Consider the following 25,673-nt stretch of genomic DNA (forward strand, 5'->3'; position numbering starts at 1 on the left):
GGCTCACTGGGGAATCGGTTCAGGATACATATAAAGAAGAGAAAGCCATCGGAGGCATATCTACATGTTAAGTATTTTTAAACCCGCAGCGCACGCGAAGCGCTTGCCTGACGCTCAGGTCGATCCGACCTATCGTCGTTTACGTTGGCAGATCTTCATGGGGATCTTCTTCGGCTACGCTGCCTACTATCTGGTGCGTAAAAACTTTACGCTAGCAATGCCGTACCTTATCGAACAAGGTTTCTCTCGTGGCGATCTGGGCTTTGCCCTTTCCGGGATTTCAATCGCGTACGGTTTCTCGAAATTCATTATGGGTTCGGTCTCTGACCGCTCGAACCCGCGCGTATTCTTGCCTGCCGGTCTGATTTTGGCCGCTGCCGTGATGCTCTTTATGGGCTTTGTGCCATGGGCAACCTCCAGCATTGCGGTCATGTTCGTTCTGCTGTTCCTGTGTGGTTGGTTCCAAGGGATGGGATGGCCTCCATGTGGACGTACCATGGTTCACTGGTGGTCACAGAAAGAGCGTGGCAGCATCGTTTCCGTGTGGAACTGTGCGCATAACGTCGGCGGCGGCTTGCCACCACTTCTGTTCCTGTTGGGGATGGCATGGTTTAACGACTGGCACGCGGCGCTGTATATGCCAGCCATCGCAGCCATTGTTGTTGCTCTGATCGCTTTCGGCCTGATGCGCGATACTCCGCAGTCTTGTGGTTTGCCACCGATTGAAGAGTATAAAAACGACTATCCGGATGATTATTCTGAGAAAGCCGAAGAAGAGCTGACCGCTAAGCAAATCTTCATGCAGTACGTGCTGCCTAACAAACTGCTGTGGTACATCGCTATCGCGAACGTGTTTGTTTATCTGCTGCGCTACGGCATTCTGGATTGGTCACCAACCTATCTGAAAGAAGTGAAACACTTCGCGCTGGATAAATCCTCTTGGGCTTACTTCCTGTATGAATATGCGGGTATTCCAGGCACCCTGCTGTGCGGCTGGATGTCGGATAAAGTGTTCCGCGGCAACCGTGGCGCCACCGGCGTGTTCTTCATGGTTCTGGTCACCATCGCCACCATCGTTTACTGGATGAACCCAGCCGGCAACCCTGGCGTCGATATGGCTTGTATGATTATCATCGGCTTCCTGATTTACGGCCCTGTTATGCTTATCGGCCTGCACGCACTAGAGCTGGCACCGAAAAAAGCAGCGGGTACCGCAGCGGGCTTTACCGGTCTGTTCGGTTACTTAGGTGGCTCGGTTGCAGCCAGCGCCATCGTGGGTTACACCGTTGACTTCTTCGGCTGGGACGGCGGCTTTATGGTGATGATTGGCGGTAGCATTCTCGCCGTTATCCTGCTGTTAGTCGTGATGATCAACGAGAAAAAACATCACGAAGAAATCGCGGCAAACCGCGGGAACTAATTTTTAAAAAGTTTCACTAGGCCGTGTCGTTGCTTCCTGCGTCACGGCCTTTTTTTTACCCAAATAGACCCAAAATAATTCGAGTTGCTTGAAAGCCGCAAGAGAAAGAATCCCGATGAACTTACTCTGGTAAGTGATTCGGGTGATTGAACGCAGCCAACGCATGAGCAGCTTGAAGTATGGCGGGTATAGACCTCTAAAAATAAGGAAAACCTCTATGACCCTACGACTCAATACCATCATGGCAGGATTGCTATTAAGCGGCACGCTGGCGATGAGCGCGCAGGCCGCCGATAAAGTGGTTATTGCGCACCGCGGCGCGAGCGGCTATCTGCCGGAACATTCCCTGCCTTCTAAGGCCATGGCTTATGCTCAAGGCGCAGATTTTCTCGAGCAGGATTTGGTGATGACTAAGGACGACAAATTAGTTGTCCTGCATGACCATTATCTGGATCGTGTGACCGATGTTGCCGACCGTTTCCCCGATCGCGCACGTAAAGATGGGCGCTACTACGCGATTGATTTCACCCTCGACGAAATCAAATCGCTGAAATTCACCGAAGGTTTTGACATTAAAGACGGCAAGCGCGTGCAAAGCTATCCGGGCCGTTTCCCAATGGGAAAATCTGATTTCCGCATTCACACCTTTGAAGAAGAGATCGAGTTTGTCCAAGGGCTTAACCACTCAACGGGCAAAAACATCGGGATTTACCCAGAGATAAAAGCGCCGTGGTTCCACCAGCAAGAAGGCAAAGACATCTCCACCAAAGTGCTACAGGTGCTGAAGCAATACGGCTACACCGGCAAGAACGACAATGTTTATCTGCAATGTTTCGATCCAAACGAGCTTAAGCGCATCAAAACCGAGTTAGAGCCTAAGATGGGCATGGATCTCAAACTGGTTCAGCTGATTGCTTATACCGACTGGAATGAAACCTATGAGAAAAAACCAGACGGCACGTGGGTGAACTACGACTACGACTGGATGTTTAAACCGGGTGCGATGAAGCAGATTGCGCAATATGCCGACGGCATTGGGCCGGATTACCACATGCTGGTGGGCAAAGATGCTACCCAAGCTAATCCAAAACTCACCGAGATGGTAACCGATGCTCACGCCGCGAAAATGGTAGTGCATCCCTATACCATTCGCGTTGACGCCTTGCCAAATTACGTCAGCAACGGTGACCAGCTTTACGATCTGATCTACAACAAAGCAGACGTTGACGGCGTATTCACTGACTTCCCAGACAAGGGCGTTCAGTTCCTTGAGAAACAGGGACAGCATAAATAATATTTACCCTTTCACAGGGGGCTTTCGCCCCCTGCATAAACATCGTTTTCCCTTCCTCCCTATCAATCCTGAAAATCTACACTAAGCTTGAAAGGCGATTAAAAAACCGTCTGATTAATTTTTTTAATCATCGAATTTCGACGGTTTCAAACACTGAACTCAGGATTAAAGCGGTTGCCTTCCGCCTACGTCCTTATATTCCATGCTGTACTACGTCGTAGATCCATCGTTTGAAGGATGAACTGCTGGCTTTGTCGTTAAGGCCGGTCACTCACAAATAAAACCGAGGATACAGATATGAATAAATACTTACTTGCTATTGCCGGTGCCTCTCTGCTCTCTTTCTCTGCATTTTCTAACGCGGCTGATGAAATCAAACATTCCGATATGGAAAAATACACCAAAATTGGTGACGTCAGCGCCGAAGTGCGCGACGGCACCATGGATGACATCGTGAAAAAGCTGGAGAAAAAAGCCGAAGAGAAAGACGCTGACGCTTATCGCATTACCTCAGTCGGAACAGAGGGCATGGGCGATATTGCCCGCGGCACCGCCGAAATTTACAAGAAGAAGTAAACTATTTGCACCACCGACCACTATTCCGTGGTCGGTTCTCACTTCCTTACCCTAACGTTTCTGCCATACTCATCCCAGTATCCTTTTTAAACTCATCGTTTTGTTAGTGGATAAGGACAGGGACTATGAAACTCATTGGCAGCTATACCAGCCCCTACGTGCGCAAAATTTTTGTTATGTTGTTGGAAAAAGGGCTGACATTTGAATTTGTTAACGACATTCCGTGGGAAAGCACCAGCCATGTTCCACAATATAACCCGCTAGGGAAAATTCCCGCGCTCGTCACCGCCGACGGTGAGATCTTTTATGACTCCCCTATCGTTGCCGAATACATCGATCTGTTAGACGCCGCGCCAAAATTCGTACCGGAAGATCGCCAACAGGCGCTGCGTGTACGTCAGCTAGAAGCGCTTTCTGACGGCATCTGTGACGCCGCGGTGCTACTGGTTCAGGAAATGATGCGCCCAGCCGACAAGCAGAATAGCGACTGGATTGTGCGCCAGCGTGGCAAAATCGATCGTGGCTTAGACGCTTTAGAACAACACGCGAAAGAAGGTAAGTGGCTCAACGGAGCACAGATGACGCTGGCTGATATCGCTACCGGATGCTGTCTTGGCTATCTCAATTTTCGTCGGGTCGCGCCGAACTGGAGTTTAGAGCGCCCTGAGCTGGTTAAACTGGCGGAGCGTTTGTTCCAACGGGAGAGCTTTACCCGCACAGAACCACCGGTAACCTGATACTCGCTGTATTCTTAGGCTCTCAGCCTTTATCATATTCACTATTACGATGATAAAGGCGTGAGATCACCATGTCCGTAGACAGCCAGACTCTTTATAGCCAGCTCCCCTCCGTCGATACGCTGTTACGCGACGAAACTTTCCAACCCTTGTTGGAAAATTATGGCGCACAGCTCGTCACCCAAACCTTACGCAGGCTGCAACAGCAGGCGCGAGACAGTATTCGCGTTCAGCAACAGCTTCCTGCATGGTGTGAAAACTGGGCTCTTGCAGTTGAACATCAGCTTTCGGTCAGCCAAAAAGACGCACTCCAGCAGGTTTTTAATCTGACGGGAACCGTATTACATACCAATCTTGGCCGCGCCCTGTTAGCAGAACAGGCTATCGACGCCAGCGTCATGGCAATGCGTCACTCCGTCACGCTGGAATACGATCTCGACGGCGCAGGCCGTGGCCATCGCGATCGCGCGATCGCCGACCGCCTGTGTGAATTAACCGGCGCGGAAGATGCCTGTATCGTTAACAACAATGCGGCTGCAGTGCTGCTAATGCTGGCCACGCTGGCAAGCCATAAACAGGTTATCGTTTCACGCGGCGAACTGGTTGAGATTGGCGGTGCGTTCCGTATCCCTGACGTCATGCTGCAGGCCGGATGCGAACTCACAGAAGTGGGCACCACCAACCGAACTCACCTCAAAGACTATCGTCAGGCCATCAACGAAAACACCGCGTTGCTGATGAAGGTACACACCAGCAATTATGCAATTCAAGGATTTACCTCCGCCGTAGATGAAGCCGAGCTGGTGGCGTTAGGTCGTGAAACGGGGATCCCCGTTATTACCGATTTGGGCAGTGGTTCGCTGATTGATATGACCACCTACGGTCTTCCCGCCGAGCCAATGCCGCAAAAGCTGATTGCCGACGGCGTAGATTTAGTCAGTTTTTCCGGCGATAAATTATTAGGCGGGCCGCAGGCCGGTATTATCGTGGGCAAACGTGAGCTGATTGAACAGCTGCAAAACCATCCGCTCAAGCGCGCGCTTCGCTGCGGTAAAATGACGCTGGCAGCGCTTGATGCCACGCTCCAGCTCTATCAACAGCCAGAGAAACTCGCTCAGGCTTTGCCGACGCTGCGACATATGACCCGCACCGAAGCTGAGATCCGCGCCTGCGCCGAGCGTCTATTGCCTCCATTACAGCACCGCTTCGCCAAGCAGTTTAACGTGAGCATCGCACCTTGCCAGTCGCAAATCGGCAGCGGATCGTTGCCGGTTGATCGCCTGCCAAGTATTGCCATCACCCTGATGCCGCACAGCGGAAAAGGCGGCGAACTCGAAGCGCTGTCTCAGCAATGCCGAGCGCTATCCCGCCCAGTGATTGGTCGCATCAGTGAAGGAAAACTGTGGCTCGATCTGCGCTGTTTAGAAGATGAAGACGGACTTTTATACGCGTTATTACAGGAGTTACGTTCATGATTATTGCTACCGCTGGGCACGTTGACCACGGTAAGACCACGCTGTTACAGGCGCTAACGGGCGTGGATGCTGACCGTTTACCGGAAGAAAAACGCCGCGGTATGACCATCGATCTCGGCTACGCCTATTTGCCATTAGACGATGGCAACGTGCTGGGTTTTATCGACGTTCCCGGCCATGAAAAATTCCTGGCCAATATGTTGGCCGGTATTGGCGGTATTCCTCACGCCCTGTTAGTCGTGGCCTGCGACGATGGCGTTATGGCGCAAACACGCGAACACCTAACGCTGCTGCGGTTAGCGGGCAAACCGGCATTAACCGTGGCGTTAACCAAAGCCGACCGCGCCGATAGCGCCCGTGTGGATGAAGTCCACCAGCAAGTCACCGACGTACTGCATGAAATGGGGTGGTCTGACGCGCCGATTTTTACCACGGCAGCCGCTCAGGGTGAGGGAATCGATGAGCTGCGTGCGCATCTTATTGCCTTAACCGAAACACCAGCCCATCTCGATCAACGCTTCCGTTTAGCCATCGACCGTGCTTTTAGCGTGAAAGGTGCGGGTTTAGTGGTTACCGGCACGGCGCTCGCAGGCCGCGTGGAAGTGGGTGAAAATCTGTGGCTAACCGGTTGTGATAGACCCGTGCGCGTACGCGGCATTCATGCCCAGAACCAGCCTTCTGAACATGCCCATGCGGGTCAGCGTATTGCGCTAAACCTCAGCGGCGACGTCAGCAAAGAGCAGATCAGCCGCGGTGATTGGCTGCTGGCACAGCGCCCTTCGGAAACAGCGAGTACGCGTATTTTAGTTGCGCTTGATCTCATTGCGCCCATACAGCACTGGCAACCGCTACATCTGCATCATGCTGCGAGCCACATTACGGGCCGTATTTCGTTATTGGATGAGCAGGCTCCGATGGAAGGCGTTCAGTTGGCTGAGCTGGTGCTCGATAGCCCGCTGTGGCTGGTCGAAAATGACACCCTGATCATGCGTGATATTTCAGCACGCAGCACGCTGGGTGCAGCCCGAGTATTGCAAACCACCTCTCCGCGCCGTGGTAAGCGTCTGCCTGCATTTTTAGATTGGCTCAAACAGCTCGCCCATGCGCAAAGTGATGCCGAGGTATTAGCCTTACGCCTGCCTAAAGGCACGCTTTCTATTCCTCAGTTCGCCTGGGAGCGCCAGCTCACGGCAGAACGCTGTAGCGAGCTTTTCCATGCCGATAATCTGCTGGTGGTCGGTGACTACGCATTATCACGCGAGATAGCGGAACGCTTCCAACAGCGTTTGTTAGACACGTTGGCGCTGTTCCACGAGCAGCATAACGATCAGATGGGCGTTGGTCGCGCGCGCCTGCGCCGTATGGCACTGCCCGTCGAACCCGAATCGCTGGTGTTTGCCCTCATTAATCATCTGCTGGCTAATCAGCAAATCGTCAACAGCCGCGGCTGGCTACATCTGCCACAGCATGGTTTAACCCTGAGCGACGCCCAGCAGGTGTTGTGGGAGCGTACACAACCGCTGATTCAGGATGCGCCATGGTGGGTGCGCGATCTCGCCAAGGAAGTGAACGCCGAAGAAAATGAAATGCGCCAATTACTGCGTCAGGCGGCATTGCTTGGCTACATCACCGCCGTGGTCAAAGATCGTTACTATCGCACCGAGCGTATGCATCAGTTTGCCGATTTGATCCGCGCCATGGATGCCACGCAGGGCAGCACTTCCGCCGCAGATTTTCGTGATCGTCTGGGCGTAGGCCGTAAATTGGCGATCCAAATTCTGGAGTTTTTTGATCGCAGCGGCTTCACTCGCCGTCGTGGAAACGATCATCTATTGCGAGATAGCGCGCTGTTCAAAGACGATTAACCATCTATCATGGCTTTTTGGTGCGCATTTGCGCACCAAACTGTGATCCCTTCCGAATAAATACGCCCTCCTTGTCCCTCATATATTCAGCCACGCTACGCTTATAGAGCAATATATATACGTTTCACTGTACCTGACACTATGGACTCAAGGAGACAGTAATGACGAATCACGCTCTTGATATTCTCACTCCCGGTAGTGGCAACTCCCCCCTCAAACTCAAATCACGTTATGAAAACTTTATCGGCGGAAAATGGGTGCCACCCGTTGAAGGAGAATATTTCTCTAACCTGACCCCTGTCACCGGACAAGCACTTTGCGAAGTGGCCAGCTCCAGTAAGAAAGACGTGGATTTAGCGCTCGATGCCGCCCACGCCGCCAAAGATGCCTGGGGAAAAACCTCAGTACAGCAACGCGCCAGCGTGCTGTTTAAGATTGCTGACCGCATGGAGCAAAACCTAGAATTGCTGGCTCACGCTGAAACGTGGGATAACGGAAAACCGATCCGTGAAACCCTGAACGCCGACGTTCCTCTTGCCATCGATCACTTCCGTTACTTTGCCTCCTGTATTCGCGCTCAAGAAGGAGGTATCAGCGAAATTGATAGCGAAACGGTGGCCTATCATTTTCATGAGCCGCTTGGCGTCGTAGGACAGATCATCCCGTGGAACTTCCCTCTGTTGATGGCCTGTTGGAAAATGGCACCTGCGCTGGCAGCAGGCAACTGCATCGTATTAAAACCCGCTAAGCTAACGCCGATGTCCGTGCTGATCATGATGGAGCTGATCGGCGATTTGTTGCCAGAAGGCGTGCTCAACGTGGTAAACGGTGCAGGTGGCGAAATTGGCGAATATCTAGCAACCTCACCGCGCATTGCTAAAGTGGCGTTTACCGGCTCCACGGAAGTGGGTCAGCAAATCATGGGCTATGCGGCGAAAAACGTGATCCCCGTTACGCTTGAACTGGGCGGAAAATCACCCAATATTTTCTTCGCCGACGTGATGGACAAAGAAGACTCCTTCTTTGATAAGGCGCTGGAAGGGTTTGCCATGTTCGCCTTTAACCAAGGCGAAGTCTGCACCTGCCCAAGCCGTGCACTAGTGCAGGAATCGATCTACGAACGCTTTATGGAACGCGCGATTAAACGTGTGGAATCCATTCGCTCAGGTAACCCACTCGATAGCAATACCCAGATGGGCGCTCAGGTTTCCGCAGGCCAAATGGATACCATTTTGAAATATATCGAAATTGGTAAAAAAGAGGGCGCTCGCGTCCTGACCGGCGGTGGCAAACGGCTTCTAGAGGGCGGACTAGGCAGTGGATATTATTTAGAACCCACCATTCTGTTTGGCAAAAACAGCATGCGCGTTTTCCAAGAAGAGATTTTTGGCCCAGTACTGGCCGTCACAACGTTCAAAAATCAGGCGGAAGCGCTTGAGCTGGCTAACGATACCGACTACGGTCTCGGCGCAGGCGTATGGACGCGTAATGGCACCGTCGCTTATCAGATGGGCCGAGGTATTCAGGCCGGTCGCGTGTGGACAAACTGCTACCACGCCTATCCGGCACATGCCGCATTCGGTGGCTATAAACAGTCTGGCATCGGGCGCGAAACCCACAAAATGATGTTAGAGCATTACCAGCAAACGAAATGCCTGCTGGTTAGCTATAGCGAAAAACCTCAAGGGTTCTTCTAATACGAAAAAGTATTAGGTCAATAAACCCTATTTCCCTCTCCCCTTCACCGGGGAGAGTTAAACTGGCGAACAACGCGTATAGACCCCAACTGTTCATCACCGGCGTTTCGCGCTACACTTTTTTTATTTGAATCAGTCCCTTTGCCGTGAAAAAACTATTCCACAGATTCATATCTTTGTTTAAACCGCACTGGTGTCTGGCCGTGTTGGTGGCCGCGTATGGCTATCTCTTCATGCGTCCGGTGATGCTGCGAGCGTTTGACTATGTGCCAAACGCCATCAGTTCGTTCAGCTCATGGAAAGAGACGCTTTCTGTTACTGGCCTACTTGAAATCCCGCAGTTTGTGCTTGGGTTTGGCTTAATACTGATGGCGTTCGGTTTGCTGCTGCGCGCACGCGTAGCCTGGGCATTCTCGTTATTGTTGTTATTCGTGACCGGCCTGCTCAGCTTTCTTTCACCTCAGGAAATGCTGAACCTGTTTCTGTACGCCGTGATATTGCTGATTTTACTGATCGCCTATTGGCGGCGCTTTGACCACGCCAGCTTAGCCGCCGGTGGTCTATTTGCGTTAGTCAGCTTTGCGTCTTTACTGCTGTATGCCGTTTTTGGTTCGCTCTATTTAGGTGGCGAATTTGTTCCGCCTATTTTAGATATGCCAACGGCGTTCTATTTCTCGGTCGTCAGTATGTCAACGGTAGGCTTTGGCGATATTGTTCCTCATACGGCAACCGCTCGGCTATTTACCGTCTCCGTTATCGTTATGGGGATTACCGTATTTGCGACGTCAATCAGTGCCATTATTGGGCCAGTGATTGGCGGTAATTTAAAACGATTGGTGAAAGGCAGGATTTCTCACGTGATGCGTAAAAACCACTTTATTATCGCGGGTGCCACTCCGCTCGCATTGAGCGTTTATCTCGGGCTTAAACAGCGTGGAGATGCACTCACCGTTATCGTACCGCCCAATGTGTCTCATGAATATCCACCGGATACGGACTTAATTATCGGCGATCCGTCTAATGCCCAAGTGCTGATCGAAGCCGGTGCGGCGAAGGCGAAATTCATTCTGGCGCTGCGTGACGATGACGCAGAAAATGCATTTATCGTGCTGGCGGCGAAAGAGGTCGCCAATGCCAATACCAAAACCATTTCGGTAGTTAATGCCAGCAAACACCTACAGAAAATTAAGCGTGTGCAGCCTGATATGGTGTTCTCACTTCAACTGCTCGGCAGTGAATTACTGGTGCGCACGCTGAGCGGTGAGCCCATCGACGATAAACTGATTACCGAGCTCTTCTTCGGTAATACGTCATCAGTGAAAGACGCTTAACCTCAATTTGTTACCGCGCTAAAAACAAAACAGGCCAGCTTTTGCTGGCCTGTATAGCATTGATAATCGAGATATTAGCGACGTACTGCGATCGCTTCGATTTCAATTTTCACGTCTTTAGGCAGACGTGCAACTTCAACGCATGAACGCGCTGGGAACGGCGCATTATGCTCAGTGAAGAACGCTTCGTAGGTCGCGTTAACGGTCGCAAAGTCGTTCAGATCTTTAACGAAAACGGTCGTTTTCACAATATCTGATACTTTCAGACCAGCAGCTTCAACGATAGCCTGCACGTTTTCCAGAGACTGGCGCGCCTGTGCGGAAACGTCTTCAGCAACCTGACCATTCTTCGGGTTCACAGGGATCTGACCAGAAGTGATGATCATGCTACCCAGATCAACGCCCTGAACATAAGGACCGATGGCGGCAGGTGCGTTCTCTGTACTGATGATGCGTGACATATCTGCTCCTATAGGATTTCGGATGTATGATGAACATTAAGAATAAATTCGTCACCATTATAGGGAAGCAGCCTACTAAAACCCACCCGCTGCCTCGCAAACCCGAGTTAAATCTGGAAATTTGTATTGAGCTTTAATCTAAATCCCCTGCATCACAGCATGATGTTCAAACTCTTTTTCACAGTACTTACACTTCAATAACACTTCATCTTGGCGCACGCGAACTTTGAAGCTGGAAGACACCGGTTCGCTGCGGCTGATGCAGTTGCTGTTTGGGCAGTCCAATACGTGGTCAATCTGCTCTGGCAGCGTTGGCGTGAGCTTAAGAACCACTTCGTAGTTATCGATGCGGTTTACCGTCGCTTTTGGCGCATAAATCGAGAGTTGGTTGACCTGCTCTTCGGTCAAAAAGATGTTCTCGATTTTAATCAGGTCTTTACGGCCCTGCGCATTCGAAGGCAGGTTTAAGCCGATAGTAATGCGTTGATCGGTCTCGGTGAGTTTGAACAACGTTAATAGTTTGAAGCCAACCTGCGCTGGAATATGGTCAATCACCGTGCCACGTTTAATCGCTTCTACCTGTAATTTATTATCGTGTGTCATCTTAGCGTCCTCGATTAAAAGTTCAGTTCAGCATTCAAAACCAGAGCCAACAAAGCCTGACGGGCAAAGATGCCGTTTCCTGCCTGCTGGAAATAATAGGCATACGGCGTTTTATCAACGTCGTTGGTGATTTCATCAATACGTGGCAGAGGATGCAGCACTTTCATGTTGTCACGCGCGCCTTCTAGGGACGCGGCGCGCAGCACAAACTGAGACTTCACGTTGACGTATTCAGACGGGTCCAAGCGCTCTTTCTGTACGCGGGTCATATACAGAATATCCAGCTCCGGCATCACTTCTTCGATACTGGTATGCAAGCTGTATTGAATGCCTTTTTCATCCAGCATCTTCAAGATATATGCGGGCATCGCCAAAGCCTCTGGCGCGATGAAATAGAAACGATTTCCTTCAAACTTCGCCAACGCCTGCGTCAATGAGTGTACGGTGCGGCCATATTTTAGGTCACCGACCATTGCGATATTGATGTTATTCAAACGTCCCTGCGTTTCCTGAATCGTAAACAGGTCGAGCAGCGTTTGGGTTGGATGTTGGTTCGAACCATCACCCGCGTTAACGACCGGAATCGAACCACAAAACTCAGTAGCCAGTCGCGCCGCGCCTTCCTGCGGGTGACGCATCACAATGGCGTCCACGTAGGTGCTGATAACCGAAATGGTATCTGCCAGCGTTTCGCCCTTCTTACCCAGCGACGTATTGCTGCTGTCGGAGAAACCGACGACCGAAGCGCCAAGGCGATGCATGGAGGTTTCGAAAGAGAGACGGGTACGCGTTGAGGCCTCGAAGAACAGGCTGGCAATCACTTTGTGTTTCAACAATTCTGGCTGCGGATTCGCCTTCAGGCTTGCAGCAGTGCGTAATACCAGCTCCAGTTCCTCACGATTCAGATCGTTTATGGAGATGATATCTTTGTTATACAACGGATTAGCCATTTCTTGTTCTCCTGTTTTTCGCGCCCGCTGGCCGGGGCTACTGGATGTTTAAAATGTAATCAACCCGATCGCTGGGCAAAAAAAAGCCCCTCATTGAGGGGCGATTAACGATCGTTTTAGCAACGGAAGAAAAAAACGGTGGCAGCCGCCTTGTTCAGGCAGGGCGTCTAGTCGACAAGCGACCCAAACAGCACTGATAGCCACAACGTTTTTCATGCAGTCTCCCGGCAAATTGTCGGGCATTATACTCACCCGCAGCGATGCTGCAAGCGCTAAATCACGATTTTTATGATCCTACGCAAACGATTTCTTTTCCTAAGCCCTATTCGTCGCACGGTTAGGATTTAATCAATTAGCGCATGCTGGTATTTTTCCAACATGGTCGATAGCCGTTTGACCGGGATCGTAACAGTGTACGGAGCCTGATAGTGTACCAAGCGTTCCTGATACTGATTCAGTTCGTCTAACAAGCGGAAAAAGTATCCTCTTCGCTTGCTGTCGCCACCTGCTGAAATCACCTTATTGGCGGTCGCACGTATCTGTTTATGGAAATCGGACAGCTCTTGGTTGACCGGAATCGGCGCATTGCGTAAACGCTGGTGGGCGATGATCAACGTCAGCGCCAAACGGTATTTAGCAATGTCATTCGGGAACAGATTCAACAACTGGAAGAGCTGTTGGTACAGCGCCGGTAAATGGTTTTCATTGCGCCGCGCCTGATTGGTGGTTAACGCCGATACCGCGCTGTACACAAAACCATTGAGTAAGGCGCGTCCTGTCCGAGCTTTTGAACGATCGCGGATCAAGAACAGCACGATCATCGCCACAAAGCAGCCGATGATCTGGCCAATCGCGTTGTCTAAAAAGCTGCTTACCGGAAACGACATCGGATTGCTTAACACCATGATGTTAATCGTCGAAGCCAAGGTCCCCAGCGATCCTAAACGACGTTTTTGCACTTCCAAACCGATAACAAACGCCATCAGCCCCAAACTAATACACAGCAACAACATGCTTTGCTGGGTCGCGGGAAGGATCAGCATGTAAAACAGCGAGCCTATCGGCAGCGCCATAATCGTGCCTAACAGGAAATCAATCGATGCCATGCGTGGGTTCGGCGTGCGCATCGCCAGCGCGGTCACCACGGCAATCATAACCATACAGCCACTGCCGGATGTCCAACCGGTCCATAGCCAGAACATTGCACCAATGGACGTAGCGGCCCACGTACGCAGGCCGTTGATCATCGCATGATGGCGCTCTGCGGAGGCGGGTTTGACCACATACTCGCCTTCCAGAACATTTTCTTCTACCGAGCTGATACTGCTGTTGGTATGCACCCCTTTCGCCAATAGCAGGTAGCGCGTAGCGGCGCCAATCCAACTGCTGATGGTTAGCGGCACCGAGTCCGTGGGCTGCATCGATAGCAACTGACGCAGCTGTTTCATCCGTTTGTGAACATCACCGATAGTTTCTACCGGCTCGAGGATCAGAACCTGCATTTCGCTTGGGATACGCTCCGGCGCATTTGAGCTGATAAAGAAGGTTTCACAGGCCTGGGTGATAAGCGTTAAAGAAACGGTGTTCAACGCTTTCAAACGGCGGTTTACACGCACCCATCGAGTGGATTCCAACATCAGATTGCTGCGCATCCCATTGAGCGCGTTGGTGCCTTTCACTAAATCGTTCCACGACTTATCCAGCACGTCTCGCTCGTCAGGCCGAACGCACATTTGCAGTAATCGGAATTGATCGACGATGAGCGAGCTCACCACGCGGTCAATATCACTTTTGATAGAACGTGGCGAAAAGATAATGTCGGCCAGCACCGCACACACGATCCCTAATACGATTTCACTACAGCGCTCAACCGCATACAGCGGGCTCAACAAGGGTTCCGTTGCCGTTGTCACCACGATAATAAGCGCGGTATAGCCCGCCAAACCAAAGGCATAAGAGTTCTCCACGCGTACCAGCGAAGAGATCCAGGTACATAGGCCCGCCCATGCGCAGCACAGGAGCATCATCACCAGCGGCGCACGGATAAACAACATCATGATCAGCAAACCGCCAATCGAGCCGATAAATGTCCCGATAATACGTAGCCAACCACGGTGACGGATCGCGCCAGAGAAAGGTTCGCCACCCGCAGCAAACGCCGGGCCTGCGGCGACAATAGCCGCGGTTAAAACCGACCAGCGCGGTGTTTCCAGTTGCAAATGAAAGCCAAGAAACAGCGCCAGCACGATAGCAAATGCTAACTTACAGGCAAAACGTAAGCGCAAAAACATGCCACCATTATTCATCATTGCCTCTGTCTGCGCTAAAAAGTGATAGGGACTTGCACGTTAACGTGCGTACAAATCCCCAGTGAAAATAAGTGTAAATATCGTTGGGAGGGCTTAACCAAATTCACGCAGACGATGTAGCAACTGCACAATCGGCGATGATGATTTACGCTCAACGTCTTGCTGGTTGCTCACTACCACGGTGGCCGTTGTCCCAGCCGGATAAGGCGTTTCTTGCTCTTTGTTGTCGAGCAGAATTTTCACCGGAACACGCTGCGCCAAACGAACCCATTCAAGGTTAGAGTCAACGGTCGCCAAGCCTTTGCTATCCGCAGTAGAGCTTTTGTTATTCACCCCTGCGGATACGCTGTCTACGGTGCCGTAAAGGATACGGTTACTGCCTAGCGGCGTAATCTCCACGCGATCGCCGCGCTGGATGCCGTCGAGTTTGGTTTCTTCCATGTAGGCCAGAATATAGAAGGTGCCTTTTTTCACCAGCGCGACTGCCTTAGCACCACGGTTAATGAACTCGCCCTGATGAACGTTTAGGTTGGTGACCCAACCATCGGCCGGTGCACGCACCACGGTACGTTCTAGATCCAGTTTTGCCAGATCGCGCGTTGACTGTGCTTTCGCCAACTGCTGACGCACCGTTGCCAGCATATTGCTTGACTGGTCGATCTCTTCTTGAGACATCGCCTGAACACCTAAACGTACACGACGCCCAGCCTCTTTCGCTTTTTCACTGACCAGAGTTTGGTAGTAGCGCACATCGGCTTCAGCCTGATTTAGCGCTTCTTGATAACGTGGCTGATCGATAACAAACAGAATCTGCCCTTTCTTCACCAACTGGTTATCATGAATAGGCACGTCCGATAGCAGGCCACTGACGTCTGGCGCAATGGCAACGACGTCGGCGGTGAATTTGGCATCACGCGTCCAGGGGGATTCGGTATAAAAGGCCCATGCTTTAAACACGGCAATTGCCGCTACTATCACGATAATCACGGTGATAGCGATGCGGGTCATTTTTATCATAATTTGATTCACAGTGACCTCAGACAAATAAGCAGGTAATCAAGTAGAACAAACAGCAGTACAACGCGGTATTAAACAACGCCGGATGCCAAACAAAATCGTAGATCCCCGTCGGCTGTAATACCCGCCGGAACAATAAAAACAGCAGCAAAGCCACCAGCAGTTCAAAAAACACCGGTGGAAAGGACAGGCCAAAAACGACCATTACCGGTAGCAGCCCCATAATTCTCTCCACTCAAATAATATTTAGCCTAGCTCAACGCGGCATTCTTCGTTGGCTGCATAGCGTGACGAACGATAACTTTTGCCTTGCGCGATCCACTAACCGCCCTCACCCTGAAATGCTGGTTGATGGCGTTTAACTCAGAAAAAGGATGTCTGTCAGAGGATGTGAGCTACAGGATCTGATGGCAGAAGGACATTTCGTCGTTTCGATACACAGAGGATTATTTCCGCATCGTCAATGACAATATCTTAGCGCAATAATAATCACCATGTATAGAATATGTGAGCTAAATCACTTTTTATTTAAAATAAACAATCAGTCGTTTTTTTAAGCTATCATCGTTACCTCAAAGGCTGATTGTAAGGCGTTTTCTCCCATGCAGCCTCACTTCCCTATTAAGGTAGATTGAACAATGGAACGACTTAAGCGCATGGCCGTGTTTGCCAAAGTAGTTGAATGCGGCTCCTTTACTAGCGCAGGACGCCAGCTTGAGATGAGCGTTTCGTCCATAAGCCAAACCATTTCCAAGCTGGAAAATGAGCTGAATATTAAGCTACTCAACCGCAGCACGCGCAGCATTGGTTTAACCGAGGCAGGGAAAATTTATTATCAAGGCTGCCGGAAAATGTTGCTTGAGGCGCAAGAAGTCCACGAACAGATTTACGCTTTCAACAATACGCCAACGGGCACCTTACGTATCGGTAGTTCATCCACCATGGCACAAAATGTATTGGCGCCGATGACGGCCAGAATGCTGCGTGAATATCCAGGATTGTCGATTGATTTAGTCACCGGTGTACCTGCACCAGACCTTATCGCTGACGGGCTCGATCTGGTGGTTCGTGTGGGTGCATTACAAGACTCTAGCCTTTTCTCTAAGCGCCTAGGCTCTATGCCAATGGTGGTCTGCGCAGCAAAAAGCTACCTTCAGCAGCACGGAACGCCAGAAAAACCCGCAGACATCACCAGTTTTAGCTGGTTAACCTACAGCGTTCGCCCCGACAGTGAATTTGAGCTGATTGCGCCAGAAGGGCAAACCCTGCATCTCTCGCCTCAGGGCCGCTTCGTCACCAATGACTCACAAACGCTCATCCGCTGGCTGAGTGAAGGCGTGGGCATTGCCTACGTGCCACTGATGTGGGTCATCGAAGAGATAAAACGCGGTGAAGTTGAAATTCTCTTCAGCCGTTACCAATCCGATCCAAGGCCGGTTTACGCCTTACATACCCAAAAAGATAAGCTGCCGCTCAAGGTGCAGGTTTGTATTAACTACCTTAGCGAATACTTCACCAAGGTTGGGGAGATTTATCAGGATTATCGGCAGGAGGAGTGAGGGTCCGATTGCCCCAACCTAGCCCTCCCCCTCGCGGGGGAGGGAACAGATCGGCGCTCAATTAAAGATCTCGATCTGCTCCTCCCCCTGACAAGGGGGAGGCTGGGAGGGGGTCTATGGCGAGGAAGATGTAGCTTACGCCGTTCCCCCCACCGTCATTGAATCCAGCTTCAGCGTTGGCTGACCAACGCCAACCGGCACGCTCTGTCCTTCTTTGCCGCATACGCCAACGCCTTTATCCAGCGCCAGATCGTTACCGACCATAGAAATCTGCTGCATGGCTTCAATGCCTGAACCAATCAGCGTTGCGCCTTTCACCGGCTTGGTGATTTTGCCATTCTCAATCAGATAAGCCTCTGACGTAGAGAAGACAAATTTACCTGACGTAATATCGACCTGACCACCAGCAAAATTCGGCGCATACAGGCCATATTCAACGCTGGAAATAATATCCTGCGGCGATGATTTGCCCGCCAGCATATAGGTATTGGTCATGCGCGGCATTGGCAGATGCGCATAAGATTCACGACGACCGTTACCGGTTGGCGCAAGCCCCATCAGGCGAGCATTCATTTTATCCTGCATAAAGCCTTTCAGAATGCCGTTTTCAATCAGTACGTTGTATTGACCTGGAACGCCTTCATCGTCGATTGCCAGAGAGCCACGACGTCCACTAATCGTGCCGTCATCGACAACGGTACACAGTTCGGAGGCTACCAGTTGCCCCATCTGGCCACTGAACACCGACGTACCACGACGATTAAAATCACCTTCTAAGCCATGACCAACCGCTTCATGCAACAGCACGCCCGGCCAGCCTGCGCCAAGCACGACCGGCATTGAACCGGCTGGAGCCGCCACCGCAGACAGGTTTACTAGCGCCATACGTACCGCTTCTTTGGCAAAAGCATCGGCACGCACATCACCATCGACGAGCTCGAGGAAATATTCGTAACCAGAACGACCACCGCCGCCGCTTGAACCACGTTCACGGCGACCATCCTCTTCTACCAGCACGCTGACAGAAAGACGCACCAGCGGGCGAACATCTGCCGCCAAAGTGCCATCTGTTGCAGCCACCAGAATTAACTCATACACCCCAGTAATGCTGGCAGACACTTCCTGCACACGGGGATCTTCCGCACGCGCAATATTATCAACGCGATGCAGCAGAGCAATTTTCTCTTCACGCGGCAGGCTTTGCAGCGGATCAATGGCGGGATACAGCAAGCTATAAGGCACGTTGCCCAAGGTATGAACTTTGCCATTACCCTGTTCACGTACAATGCTACGCGCCGCCTGTGCGCTTTGATTCAGCGCATTAAGGGTAATCTGGTCAGCGTAGGCGAAGCCGGTCTTCTCACCGCTAATAGCGCGCACGCCAACGCCCTGATCGATATTGTAAGAACCGTCTTTAATGATACGGTCTTCAATCACCCAAGACTCATGGTAACTGGACTGGAAATAGAGATCGGCGTAGTCAAGCTGACGTTCAGCCAGTGTACCCAATACTGAAAACAGATCTTGATGACTCAGTTTGTTAGCAGCCAATAGCTGCTCACTAACGAACGTCAGACTCATAGCGTTTTACTCTTCTTGATCCAAAGGATTAACCAGCTTCGGCTGGAATCGGTTGTGTTGTGCGACCGGCATCTGGGTGCGAATATTTTCAAGTGAGTGAGTATTCACCTTCACTTTAATCGGCATGACCAAATCGGCATTCTGTTCAATAACATTGCCCCAGCCATCCACCGCCATGGTATGTCCCCACGTACGGCGCGTTGCGCCATGACGACCAACCTGAGCCGGAGCCAAAATATAGCACTGAGTTTCAATTGCGCGAGCACGCAGCAAGATTTCCCAATGAGATTCCCCAGTTACGCGGGTAAACGCCGCAGGCACGGAAATAATTTCGGCGCCTTTATCACGCAACGCTTGGAATAAACCGGGGAAACGCAGATCATAACAGATAGTCATACCCAATTTTCCCACTGGGGTATCGACCACGGTCAGATGTTCACCGTGCTGATAGGTATCAGATTCACGGTAGTGACCATGCGTATCTTTAATATCAACATCAAACATATGCAGCTTATCGTAACGCGCTTTCAGCTCGCCTTGATCGTCAAATAACAGGCTGCTGGCAGTGATTTGCTTGCTATCTTCACGGCTAATTAGCGGCATTGAGCCAATCAGGATCCACACCCCGTAACGGCGCGCCATATCACGAATAGCATCCTGCAACGGGCCTTTGCCTTCTTGCTCGGCCTGCTCGTGATAGGCTTTCGAATCAGCAAACAACAGTGCGTTTTCTGGCGTCATCACCAGCTTGATATTGTTATTCAACTGCTTGATTTGCTGTTCTATTTGCGCCAGATTCGAACGGGTGTTATCTCCGCTGCACAGTTGCAATAAAGCAATATTTGCATTCCTCATCGTGCTATTTCTCCTTTGGCTGGCGTAAAACTTCGTTAATGGTTGGGTGATCCAAACTGCCTGTAATGTTGTAGCGTATCAGCGATATTTTATTCCACAACGGCGCCAATACTCTTGATGCAGCAAACACGGCGGCTCCAACGACAGGGTTGATAACAAATGCCGTTGCAACGCCGACGGTAGCCGAAATCTCCGGCGCGATGACCGCCTGCATGTCGATACGGCGAGTCACAAGGTTCACGTTACCGTCCATCGCAATATCAGCGGCTAAGCCATCTACCAGTAAATCATTGGTGGATAGAATACCATCCTTAAACTTACCATTGCCGCGAATGCTGTCATAGTAGAACCCTTGACCGAACGTATCGCTAAAATCGAGTTTTAGTTTACGCAGCAGGGCGTCGAAGCTCACTAACCGGAGCAGTTGTCCAGCGCGACCGCCGCCCGCATTATCAATTTCACCTTTACCCAGCTTACTGCTTAGCGAACCATTAAGCGAGTTCACCTGCGGCCGCCACGGTTCGCCTATCCAGTTCAAATCAAGATGAACATCAAACGGAGAGTTTTTCAGCGGCGAGCTAAAACCAAAATAGTCGCTGCTGGTGGTAATGTTAGCGCCTTTAACCTGTACTTTCAGCCAAGTATGATCTTTGCTGTTACTCTGATTCCACATGCCGCTCAGCGTAACTTTGGTATTTCCGGTATCAATTAGGCCGTTTTTCAGCATCAGTTGATCGCCGTTCGGCGTTAGATCGGCATTTACCTGACGTAGACGCTGTCCCATCATCCAGCAGTCTTGGCAACGCAGGATCATGCTTGGCCACTGACTAAAGGAGACTCGTTCCACGGCCGGTGGCGCATCGCTGTTTGCTGAAGGCGCAGCACTTGGAGACACAGTGCTCCACTGCGGGTTGTAATATAGGTAGGCCACGTTGGCGCGTAACACGTTGTTATTATCTAAATCAGCTTCGCCGTTAATTTCACGCCCTTTAGCGCTGATATGCGTGCCATTCGCCAATTTTGAAGCCGAAACGGTCAACTGATGCCACGTTTGTCCCGCTAAAATGAGCTGTGGTGTGGTTAGGTTAACCTGTTGCGGGTAGCTGAAGTTTGAAGCTGCGGTTCCCGCCTTCTCTCCCAGCGCGGGAGCCAGCGCCGCGAGCCACTCTTCACCATCGAGAGCCGGCAGATTCAACGTTAACGACTCGCTTTCAGGCAACGTAGGGATTTTACGGCTATTGTCGCTCCACGCGGCACGAGCCAGCTTCACACCGTGTTTTTGCAGAATAATTTGGCTATTAAAGTGATTTTTCGGCCCCAGATTCCCTGTCAGCATGAAACCATTCAAATCGCCTTTAGCATTCACTACCAATGGTAATGCCTGGCCATGTGGTTTATCTAACGGTGACGGTAAGTGACTGCTTACATTTTTCAGATCCGCGTTAACCTGAACGTCATACGATGGATGGCCCTTATGCGGCAGCTTAATCGCCACTTTGGTATTCCAAGGCGCAGAGCCCGCAACCTCTTTCGCTAACGCCGACGGCATCCACGGCAGCTTCGCGGGCTGCCAATCAGCGTTCATCGCCACATCTACGCCAAAGTCCTGTGCACCTTCCGCCGTTGAGAAGGTGAAGTTTACCGGTTGACCAAACCAAGCGGCATTCATTGGGCTACTGGTTAAATTGCCATTATCGAAATGCAGTGAACCATTGAGCTGAGTAAAGGTGCTATCCAGCGGCTTGATCAACAAGGAGTTATTCTTAAAAGCAACGTCACCGGTGGCACGAGTTTCTTTGCCATCCAGCGGGATATCAAGATGTAAGCGCCCACTGACATCGCCGCCCACTTCCAACTCATCCAAGGCCGCGCCGACTGAATCGGCTAATGGCGAGGTTTTAAAGTATTCATGAACAGCCTTGCCAGAACCTGCCACCTTTGCGTCAACGAGCAGCTTTTCTTTTTGGTAAACAGGGATTACGGCCGTGATATCTGTGCCGTCAACGTCGCCTAACTTGGTGTGCGGCGCATTCATCCACAGACCATCGTTGAGGAAATTCAAATCGATAGCGAGATTATTCAGCGGCTCCCAGTTTGGCTGGAAACGGAAAGTGGCATCACGCAGAGGAACAAAGACTTGGAACTGCCCTTCATTATGCAGATAAGGGAAATAATGCGGATTCCCTGCGTAGACCAGCGTGGCATTGTCCACCTTCCCGCCTTCCAATGCGCCGGTGAGATAATCAACCAAATGCGTTCCCATCAAGGGCTCTGGGAAATAGCGCCATGCCTGTGCCGCGTCATACAGACGGATCCCTGACAAGATGCTCAACCATGGCTGGCCCTCTTTAGGATGCTGATAATTAAACTCGCCGGTCGCCCACAAAGACTTCGCCTGTACGTCAAGATTATCCCCCGACAGCGACCAGCCTTTGTCATTGTTGATAAACGTGGCGAAACCGCTGGCGTGACTCACTTCAAGCGGCGCTCGGAACATATCGCCATACGGCAATAAGCTGTCTTTCAACGAGAATTTCAGGCCCGCGTTCATCGCACTACCGGATATGCTGCCGTTGAAATGATTAACACCAGGCAGCAATTTCCACGGCTGCCAACTGACGTCTTGCCATTCCCCGATAAAGCGCGCTCGTTCAGGTTGTTGCAGGGGAATATCAACACCCGCGAAGGCGATATGGCCCTTAGGGCGAATATCGTCCCAGCGCCCTAAGGCATCAGGCGTAAGAAACGCCAGCGTAGGCAAAATAGGTCCAATGCGTTCTAACTGTAAATCTGTCGCACGCAGACGCAGTTCTTCAGGCTGATCTGGGCCGATAAAATGGGTATTTTCAGGACGGTACATGGCGCTCAACGAGCCTTTCGGCCATGCAACGCCATCGGTGCTCAAATTAAGCTGCGGAATATCAAACGTCCAACCGCCGGCAATGCGCCCAACCTGTAACGTAAGATTATCCACCGTCAGTTCATGTTGCTTATCCGCAGTGCTCCAGTTGGCCTCGCCCTGTTTTAACAACAGATGCCCACCTTGGATTTCGCCATCGGTCACGGTTAACCAAGACGCTAAGCTGAACCGCGCGCTATGCAACCCAGTATTGCGGTTTACCCAGCGGCTCAGCCATGGCTTCATCTCTATTTCATCGGCCTGCAAATAAACGGTGCCATCGCTGAGCAAGCCGTTTTTGTCATGCAGATCCATTCTGACCTGCATATTGCCGTGCTGACCTTCTGGCGTAGAGAACATGACCTGACCTTCTGCGCGGTGGCGCGTGGCGGTGTTTAGCCAAGTCAGATTAGGGATTTCAAGCTGGATACGCGGGCCCGACGGGCTTGGAAAGGTGATCTTGCTGTCGCGCAGGATAAAGTGGTCAAACTGGTAAAGGAAGATGTCCGTAATACCGTCACTTTCGATGCCCTTTGAATCGGACGAGGAACCGCTTAAAGGCTCATTGCTATCGGCCTGTAAGTGGTAAAAAGTGAGATCGCGGAACTGCCAACGCCAATGCAGCAGGGACTGCCAAACATCAAGCGCAACGGTTACTCGCTGAATGCTGATATTACCTTTTGGCTGCGCAACAGAAATATTGCGCACTTCCAGCGTGGGGCCAAATGACTGCCAGTTTGCATTCAGCGCGCCGATTTTTACCGGCACACCAGAATACTGTTCAATCTTTTCAACGATCTGCGGGCGAAATGTTTCAAGGTGAGGCAGAGCCAAGCGCAGACCACTCACTATCAACGCCACCAGAACAATCAATGCCACCAGTGTCGCTAGTAAGTATCCAGACAGTCGCCTCACGCTCTTCTCCTTGAAATCATAATCGTAAGCTGAGCGTTCAAATCACATCATAACCACGTCGAATTGCTCTTGGTTGTAAAGCGGCTCAATCTGTACTTTGACCTGTTTACCCACAAAAATCTCCACCTCAGCCAAAGAATGAGATTCTTCGCTTTTCAGCGCTTCGCCAACGGCAGGTGACGCGTAAACCAAGAACCGATCGCTGTCATAAGCATGGTGTACACGAACGATCTCACGCAAAATCTCGTAGCATACGGTTTCGACGGTTTTCACCGTTCCACGCCCGCGACAGGTTGGACAATCGCTGCACAGCACATGTTCAATGCTTTCGCGCGTTCTTTTGCGCGTCATTTCCACTAATCCTAGCTGGGAAAAACCGTTTATGCTGGTTTTCGCACGATCTTTGCTAAGCGCCTGCTCCAACGAATGCAGCACGCGGCGACGGTGATCTTCACTGCTCATATCAATGAAATCAATGATGATAATACCGCCTAAATTGCGCAGCCGTAGCTGACGAGCAATCGCCTGAGTCGCCTCAACGTTGGTGTTGAAAATGGTTTCATCCAGATTACGATGGCCCACAAACGCACCAGTATTAATATCCACCGTCGTCATGGCTTCCGTTTGATCGATAATCAGATAGCCACCCGATTTTAGCTCAACACGGCGATCGAGCGACCTCTGGATCTCGTTCTCAACGTCATAGAGGTCGAAAATGGGCTGCTTGCCAGTATATAGCTCAAGCTTAGACGTCATCTCCGGAATGTACTCACGGGTGAATTCGGTCAATGAATCAAAATTCAGGCGCGAATCAACGCGGATGCGATCTAACGCGGCACCCGCAAAATCACGCAATACGCGGTGCGCTAAGGCTAATTCGCCATACAGCTTACATTTGGTTTTATTACGACGCTTGCGTTCCATTACTTTGGTCCACAAACGTTTTAAAAATGCGGCATCTTGTGCCAATTCTTCGTCATCAATACCTTCCGCCGCTGTGCGGATAATAAATCCGCCCTGCTCATCACAGTATTCAGAAACGATAGACTTCAGACGATTGCGCTCCGCTTCGCCTTCAATACGCTGAGAAACGCCAACGTGGCTCGCTCCCGGCATAAAGACCAGATAACGAGAAGGCAGCGTAATATCCGTGGTTAGGCGTGCGCCTTTTGTTCCAAGGGGATCTTTGACAACCTGAACCATCAGGTCTTGTCCCTGACGAACCAGCTCAGCGATATCACGTACGTGGAAGTTTTTTTGCTCATCACCCGCCACGCATTCGGTGTGCGGCATAATGTCCGAGGCATGTAGAAATGCCGCTTTATCTAATCCAATGTCGACAAAAGCCGCCTGCATGCCGGGAAGTACACGGCTGACGCGCCCTTTGTAAATATTACCCACAATGCCACGCTTAGATTCACGCTCAATATGGATTTCTTGCAGGATCCCCCCGTCAATGTAGGCGACCCGTGTTTCTGAAGGTGTAACGTTAACTAGCAATTCAGCTGTCATGGTCTCTCCTCACGTCCCGTAACGCCATAAACTGTTTAAGTAGCTCTTGTGTTTCTACTAACGGTAGTCCCATTACGGCATGATAACTACCGGTAATAGATCTGACGAAGCAGCCACCTTTTCCTTGTATCCCGTATGCACCCGCTTTATCCATGGGTTCGCCGCTGGCGATATAGTCGTGAATATCTTGTTCGCTGAGAGATCGAAATGTCACGTCGGTTACCACATGACAATATAACTGATGCTGTCTATCTGCCAATGAAACCGCGGTAATCACCTGATGAGTTTGCCCTGATAGTTGGCGCAACATCTGTGCCGCATAAGTCTCATTTTTAGGTTTTTCTAGCACTAAGCCATCTAGCACAACAATCGTGTCAGCACCCAGCACCGGTTTGTCTTCTGTCGCGGCGAGCACACCCGCACGCGCTTTATCCTGAGCCAAACGGCAAACGTATTCCAATGGCGTTTCTTCTGGCTGGCGCTGTTCTTCCACATCAATAATCAAGCGCTCGAATGGAATATCCATTAACGCTAATAATTCGCGACGGCGCGGCGATCCAGATCCCAGATAGATAGAGTCCATTGATAATTCTCGTTATAAATAAATGAGCTTTACC

20 protein-coding genes are annotated in these 25,673 nt (G+C 51.0%); 9 read left to right on the forward strand and 11 right to left on the reverse strand.

Annotated elements, in window-relative coordinates; genetic code table 11:
* Positions 1-64 precede the first annotated feature (64 nt).
* The 8 genes from glpT to kch all read left to right on the forward strand — a co-directional run bounded on the left by glpT (position 65) and on the right by kch (position 10,395).
* Positions 65-1,420 (forward strand): glycerol-3-phosphate transporter, encoded by a 1,356-nt coding sequence (glpT, locus tag CPY98_RS18165; RefSeq protein WP_025798404.1) that lies wholly within the window; start codon positions 65-67, stop codon positions 1,418-1,420.
* A gap of 241 nt (positions 1,421-1,661) precedes the next feature.
* Complete coding sequence (gene glpQ / locus CPY98_RS18175) at positions 1,662-2,714, forward strand: glycerophosphodiester phosphodiesterase (protein ID WP_369828325.1); 1,053 nt, start codon at positions 1,662-1,664, stop codon at positions 2,712-2,714.
* Positions 2,715-3,011: 297 nt separating this feature from the next.
* On the forward strand, positions 3,012-3,290 hold the full coding sequence (locus CPY98_RS18180) for a DUF1471 domain-containing protein (protein ID WP_025798408.1): 279 nt from the start codon (positions 3,012-3,014) through the stop codon (positions 3,288-3,290).
* Between the two features lie 125 nt (positions 3,291-3,415).
* Positions 3,416-4,027: a glutathione S-transferase gene (locus CPY98_RS18185; protein ID WP_043489015.1), complete on the forward strand. Its 612-nt coding sequence runs from the start codon at positions 3,416-3,418 to the stop codon at positions 4,025-4,027.
* Positions 4,028-4,098: 71 nt separating this feature from the next.
* Complete coding sequence (gene selA / locus CPY98_RS18190; RefSeq protein WP_096388565.1) at positions 4,099-5,502, forward strand: L-seryl-tRNA(Sec) selenium transferase; 1,404 nt, start codon at positions 4,099-4,101, stop codon at positions 5,500-5,502.
* Positions 5,499-7,367: a selenocysteine-specific translation elongation factor gene (gene selB / locus CPY98_RS18195; RefSeq protein WP_096388566.1), complete on the forward strand. Its 1,869-nt coding sequence runs from the start codon at positions 5,499-5,501 to the stop codon at positions 7,365-7,367. Before selA ends, selB begins: the two co-directional genes overlap by 4 nt.
* Before the next feature lie 161 nt (positions 7,368-7,528).
* A complete protein-coding gene (locus CPY98_RS18200; protein ID WP_040046144.1) occupies positions 7,529-9,064 on the forward strand; it encodes an aldehyde dehydrogenase family protein in 1,536 nt (511 codons plus the stop codon).
* Positions 9,065-9,210: 146 nt separating this feature from the next.
* Entirely contained in the window at positions 9,211-10,395 is a 1,185-nt protein-coding gene (gene kch, locus CPY98_RS18205) for a voltage-gated potassium channel protein (protein ID WP_025798419.1), read from the forward strand.
* Between the two features lie 74 nt (positions 10,396-10,469).
* On the opposite strand, the gene ridA is transcribed toward kch, so the two are convergent.
* The 6 genes from ridA to aaeX all read right to left on the reverse strand — a co-directional run bounded on the left by ridA (position 10,470) and on the right by aaeX (position 15,958).
* Entirely contained in the window at positions 10,470-10,856 is a 387-nt protein-coding gene (gene ridA, locus CPY98_RS18210) for a 2-iminobutanoate/2-iminopropanoate deaminase (protein WP_025798421.1), read from the reverse strand.
* A gap of 138 nt (positions 10,857-10,994) precedes the next feature.
* Positions 10,995-11,459 carry an aspartate carbamoyltransferase regulatory subunit gene (pyrI, locus tag CPY98_RS18215; RefSeq protein WP_046448934.1) on the reverse strand — a complete coding sequence of 155 codons (465 nt, stop codon included), beginning with the start codon at positions 11,457-11,459 and terminating at the stop codon, positions 10,995-10,997.
* A gap of 14 nt (positions 11,460-11,473) precedes the next feature.
* On the reverse strand, positions 11,474-12,409 hold the full coding sequence (gene pyrB / locus CPY98_RS18220; RefSeq protein ID WP_025798423.1) for an aspartate carbamoyltransferase: 936 nt from the start codon (positions 12,407-12,409) through the stop codon (positions 11,474-11,476).
* A 344-nt stretch (positions 12,410-12,753) separates the two neighbouring features.
* Positions 12,754-14,715 carry a p-hydroxybenzoic acid efflux pump subunit AaeB gene (gene aaeB / locus CPY98_RS18225; RefSeq protein ID WP_096388567.1) on the reverse strand — a complete coding sequence of 654 codons (1,962 nt, stop codon included), beginning with the start codon at positions 14,713-14,715 and terminating at the stop codon, positions 12,754-12,756.
* Between the two features lie 96 nt (positions 14,716-14,811).
* A complete protein-coding gene (aaeA, locus tag CPY98_RS18230; protein ID WP_038503050.1) occupies positions 14,812-15,735 on the reverse strand; it encodes a p-hydroxybenzoic acid efflux pump subunit AaeA in 924 nt (307 codons plus the stop codon).
* A gap of 19 nt (positions 15,736-15,754) precedes the next feature.
* Entirely contained in the window at positions 15,755-15,958 is a 204-nt protein-coding gene (aaeX, locus tag CPY98_RS18235; RefSeq protein WP_004097177.1) for a p-hydroxybenzoic acid efflux pump operon protein AaeX, read from the reverse strand.
* Between the two features lie 415 nt (positions 15,959-16,373).
* Between aaeX and aaeR the strand changes: the two genes are divergently transcribed.
* Entirely contained in the window at positions 16,374-17,294 is a 921-nt protein-coding gene (aaeR, locus tag CPY98_RS18240) for an HTH-type transcriptional activator AaeR (RefSeq protein WP_025798429.1), read from the forward strand.
* Positions 17,295-17,429: 135 nt separating this feature from the next.
* Here aaeR and tldD read toward each other — a convergent pair whose 3' ends face one another.
* Genes tldD through CPY98_RS18265 form a run of 5 tightly spaced genes read right to left on the reverse strand, consistent with a single transcriptional unit; the run spans position 17,430 to position 25,639 of the window.
* Complete coding sequence (gene tldD, locus CPY98_RS18245; protein WP_096388568.1) at positions 17,430-18,875, reverse strand: metalloprotease TldD; 1,446 nt, start codon at positions 18,873-18,875, stop codon at positions 17,430-17,432.
* Between the two features lie 6 nt (positions 18,876-18,881).
* Positions 18,882-19,730: a deaminated glutathione amidase gene (gene nit1 / locus CPY98_RS18250; RefSeq protein ID WP_025798433.1), complete on the reverse strand. Its 849-nt coding sequence runs from the start codon at positions 19,728-19,730 to the stop codon at positions 18,882-18,884.
* Positions 19,731-19,734: 4 nt separating this feature from the next.
* The gene (gene yhdP, locus CPY98_RS18255) at positions 19,735-23,544 is read right to left on the reverse strand and encodes an AsmA2 domain-containing protein YhdP (RefSeq protein ID WP_096388569.1); all 3,810 of its coding nucleotides are present in this window, start codon (positions 23,542-23,544) and stop codon (positions 19,735-19,737) included.
* A gap of 42 nt (positions 23,545-23,586) precedes the next feature.
* Positions 23,587-25,056: a ribonuclease G gene (rng, locus tag CPY98_RS18260; protein WP_040045631.1), complete on the reverse strand. Its 1,470-nt coding sequence runs from the start codon at positions 25,054-25,056 to the stop codon at positions 23,587-23,589.
* Positions 25,046-25,639, reverse strand: coding sequence for a nucleoside triphosphate pyrophosphatase (locus tag CPY98_RS18265; protein WP_096388570.1), 594 nt, complete (start codon positions 25,637-25,639; stop codon positions 25,046-25,048). The genes rng and CPY98_RS18265 overlap by 11 nt, the downstream gene beginning before the upstream one ends.
* Positions 25,640-25,673: the final 34 nt, after the last annotated feature.

Origin of the sequence: Hafnia sp. CBA7124 (genome assembly GCF_002355555.1) — a bacterium.
Classification (GTDB): Bacteria; Pseudomonadota; Gammaproteobacteria; order Enterobacterales; family Enterobacteriaceae; genus Hafnia; species Hafnia alvei.

Coding starts and splice junctions, on each gene's coding strand:
- nit1 (WP_025798433.1), bottom strand. CDS start 19,730: ATGAGGAATGCAAATATTGCTTTATTGCAACTGTGCAGCGGAGATAAC.
- pyrI (WP_046448934.1), bottom strand. CDS start 11,459: ATGACACACGATAATAAATTACAGGTAGAAGCGATTAAACGTGGCACG.
- tldD (WP_096388568.1), bottom strand. CDS start 18,875: ATGAGTCTGACGTTCGTTAGTGAGCAGCTATTGGCTGCTAACAAACTG.
- rng (WP_040045631.1), bottom strand. CDS start 25,056: ATGACAGCTGAATTGCTAGTTAACGTTACACCTTCAGAAACACGGGTC.
- selA (WP_096388565.1), top strand. CDS start 4,099: ATGTCCGTAGACAGCCAGACTCTTTATAGCCAGCTCCCCTCCGTCGAT.
- CPY98_RS18185 (WP_043489015.1), top strand. CDS start 3,416: ATGAAACTCATTGGCAGCTATACCAGCCCCTACGTGCGCAAAATTTTT.
- aaeR (WP_025798429.1), top strand. CDS start 16,374: ATGGAACGACTTAAGCGCATGGCCGTGTTTGCCAAAGTAGTTGAATGC.
- pyrB (WP_025798423.1), bottom strand. CDS start 12,409: ATGGCTAATCCGTTGTATAACAAAGATATCATCTCCATAAACGATCTG.
- CPY98_RS18200 (WP_040046144.1), top strand. CDS start 7,529: ATGACGAATCACGCTCTTGATATTCTCACTCCCGGTAGTGGCAACTCC.
- aaeB (WP_096388567.1), bottom strand. CDS start 14,715: ATGAATAATGGTGGCATGTTTTTGCGCTTACGTTTTGCCTGTAAGTTA.
- glpT (WP_025798404.1), top strand. CDS start 65: ATGTTAAGTATTTTTAAACCCGCAGCGCACGCGAAGCGCTTGCCTGAC.
- aaeX (WP_004097177.1), bottom strand. CDS start 15,958: ATGGGGCTGCTACCGGTAATGGTCGTTTTTGGCCTGTCCTTTCCACCG.
- CPY98_RS18180 (WP_025798408.1), top strand. CDS start 3,012: ATGAATAAATACTTACTTGCTATTGCCGGTGCCTCTCTGCTCTCTTTC.
- CPY98_RS18265 (WP_096388570.1), bottom strand. CDS start 25,639: ATGGACTCTATCTATCTGGGATCTGGATCGCCGCGCCGTCGCGAATTA.
- ridA (WP_025798421.1), bottom strand. CDS start 10,856: ATGTCACGCATCATCAGTACAGAGAACGCACCTGCCGCCATCGGTCCT.
- selB (WP_096388566.1), top strand. CDS start 5,499: ATGATTATTGCTACCGCTGGGCACGTTGACCACGGTAAGACCACGCTG.
- glpQ (WP_369828325.1), top strand. CDS start 1,662: ATGGCAGGATTGCTATTAAGCGGCACGCTGGCGATGAGCGCGCAGGCC.
- aaeA (WP_038503050.1), bottom strand. CDS start 15,735: ATGATAAAAATGACCCGCATCGCTATCACCGTGATTATCGTGATAGTA.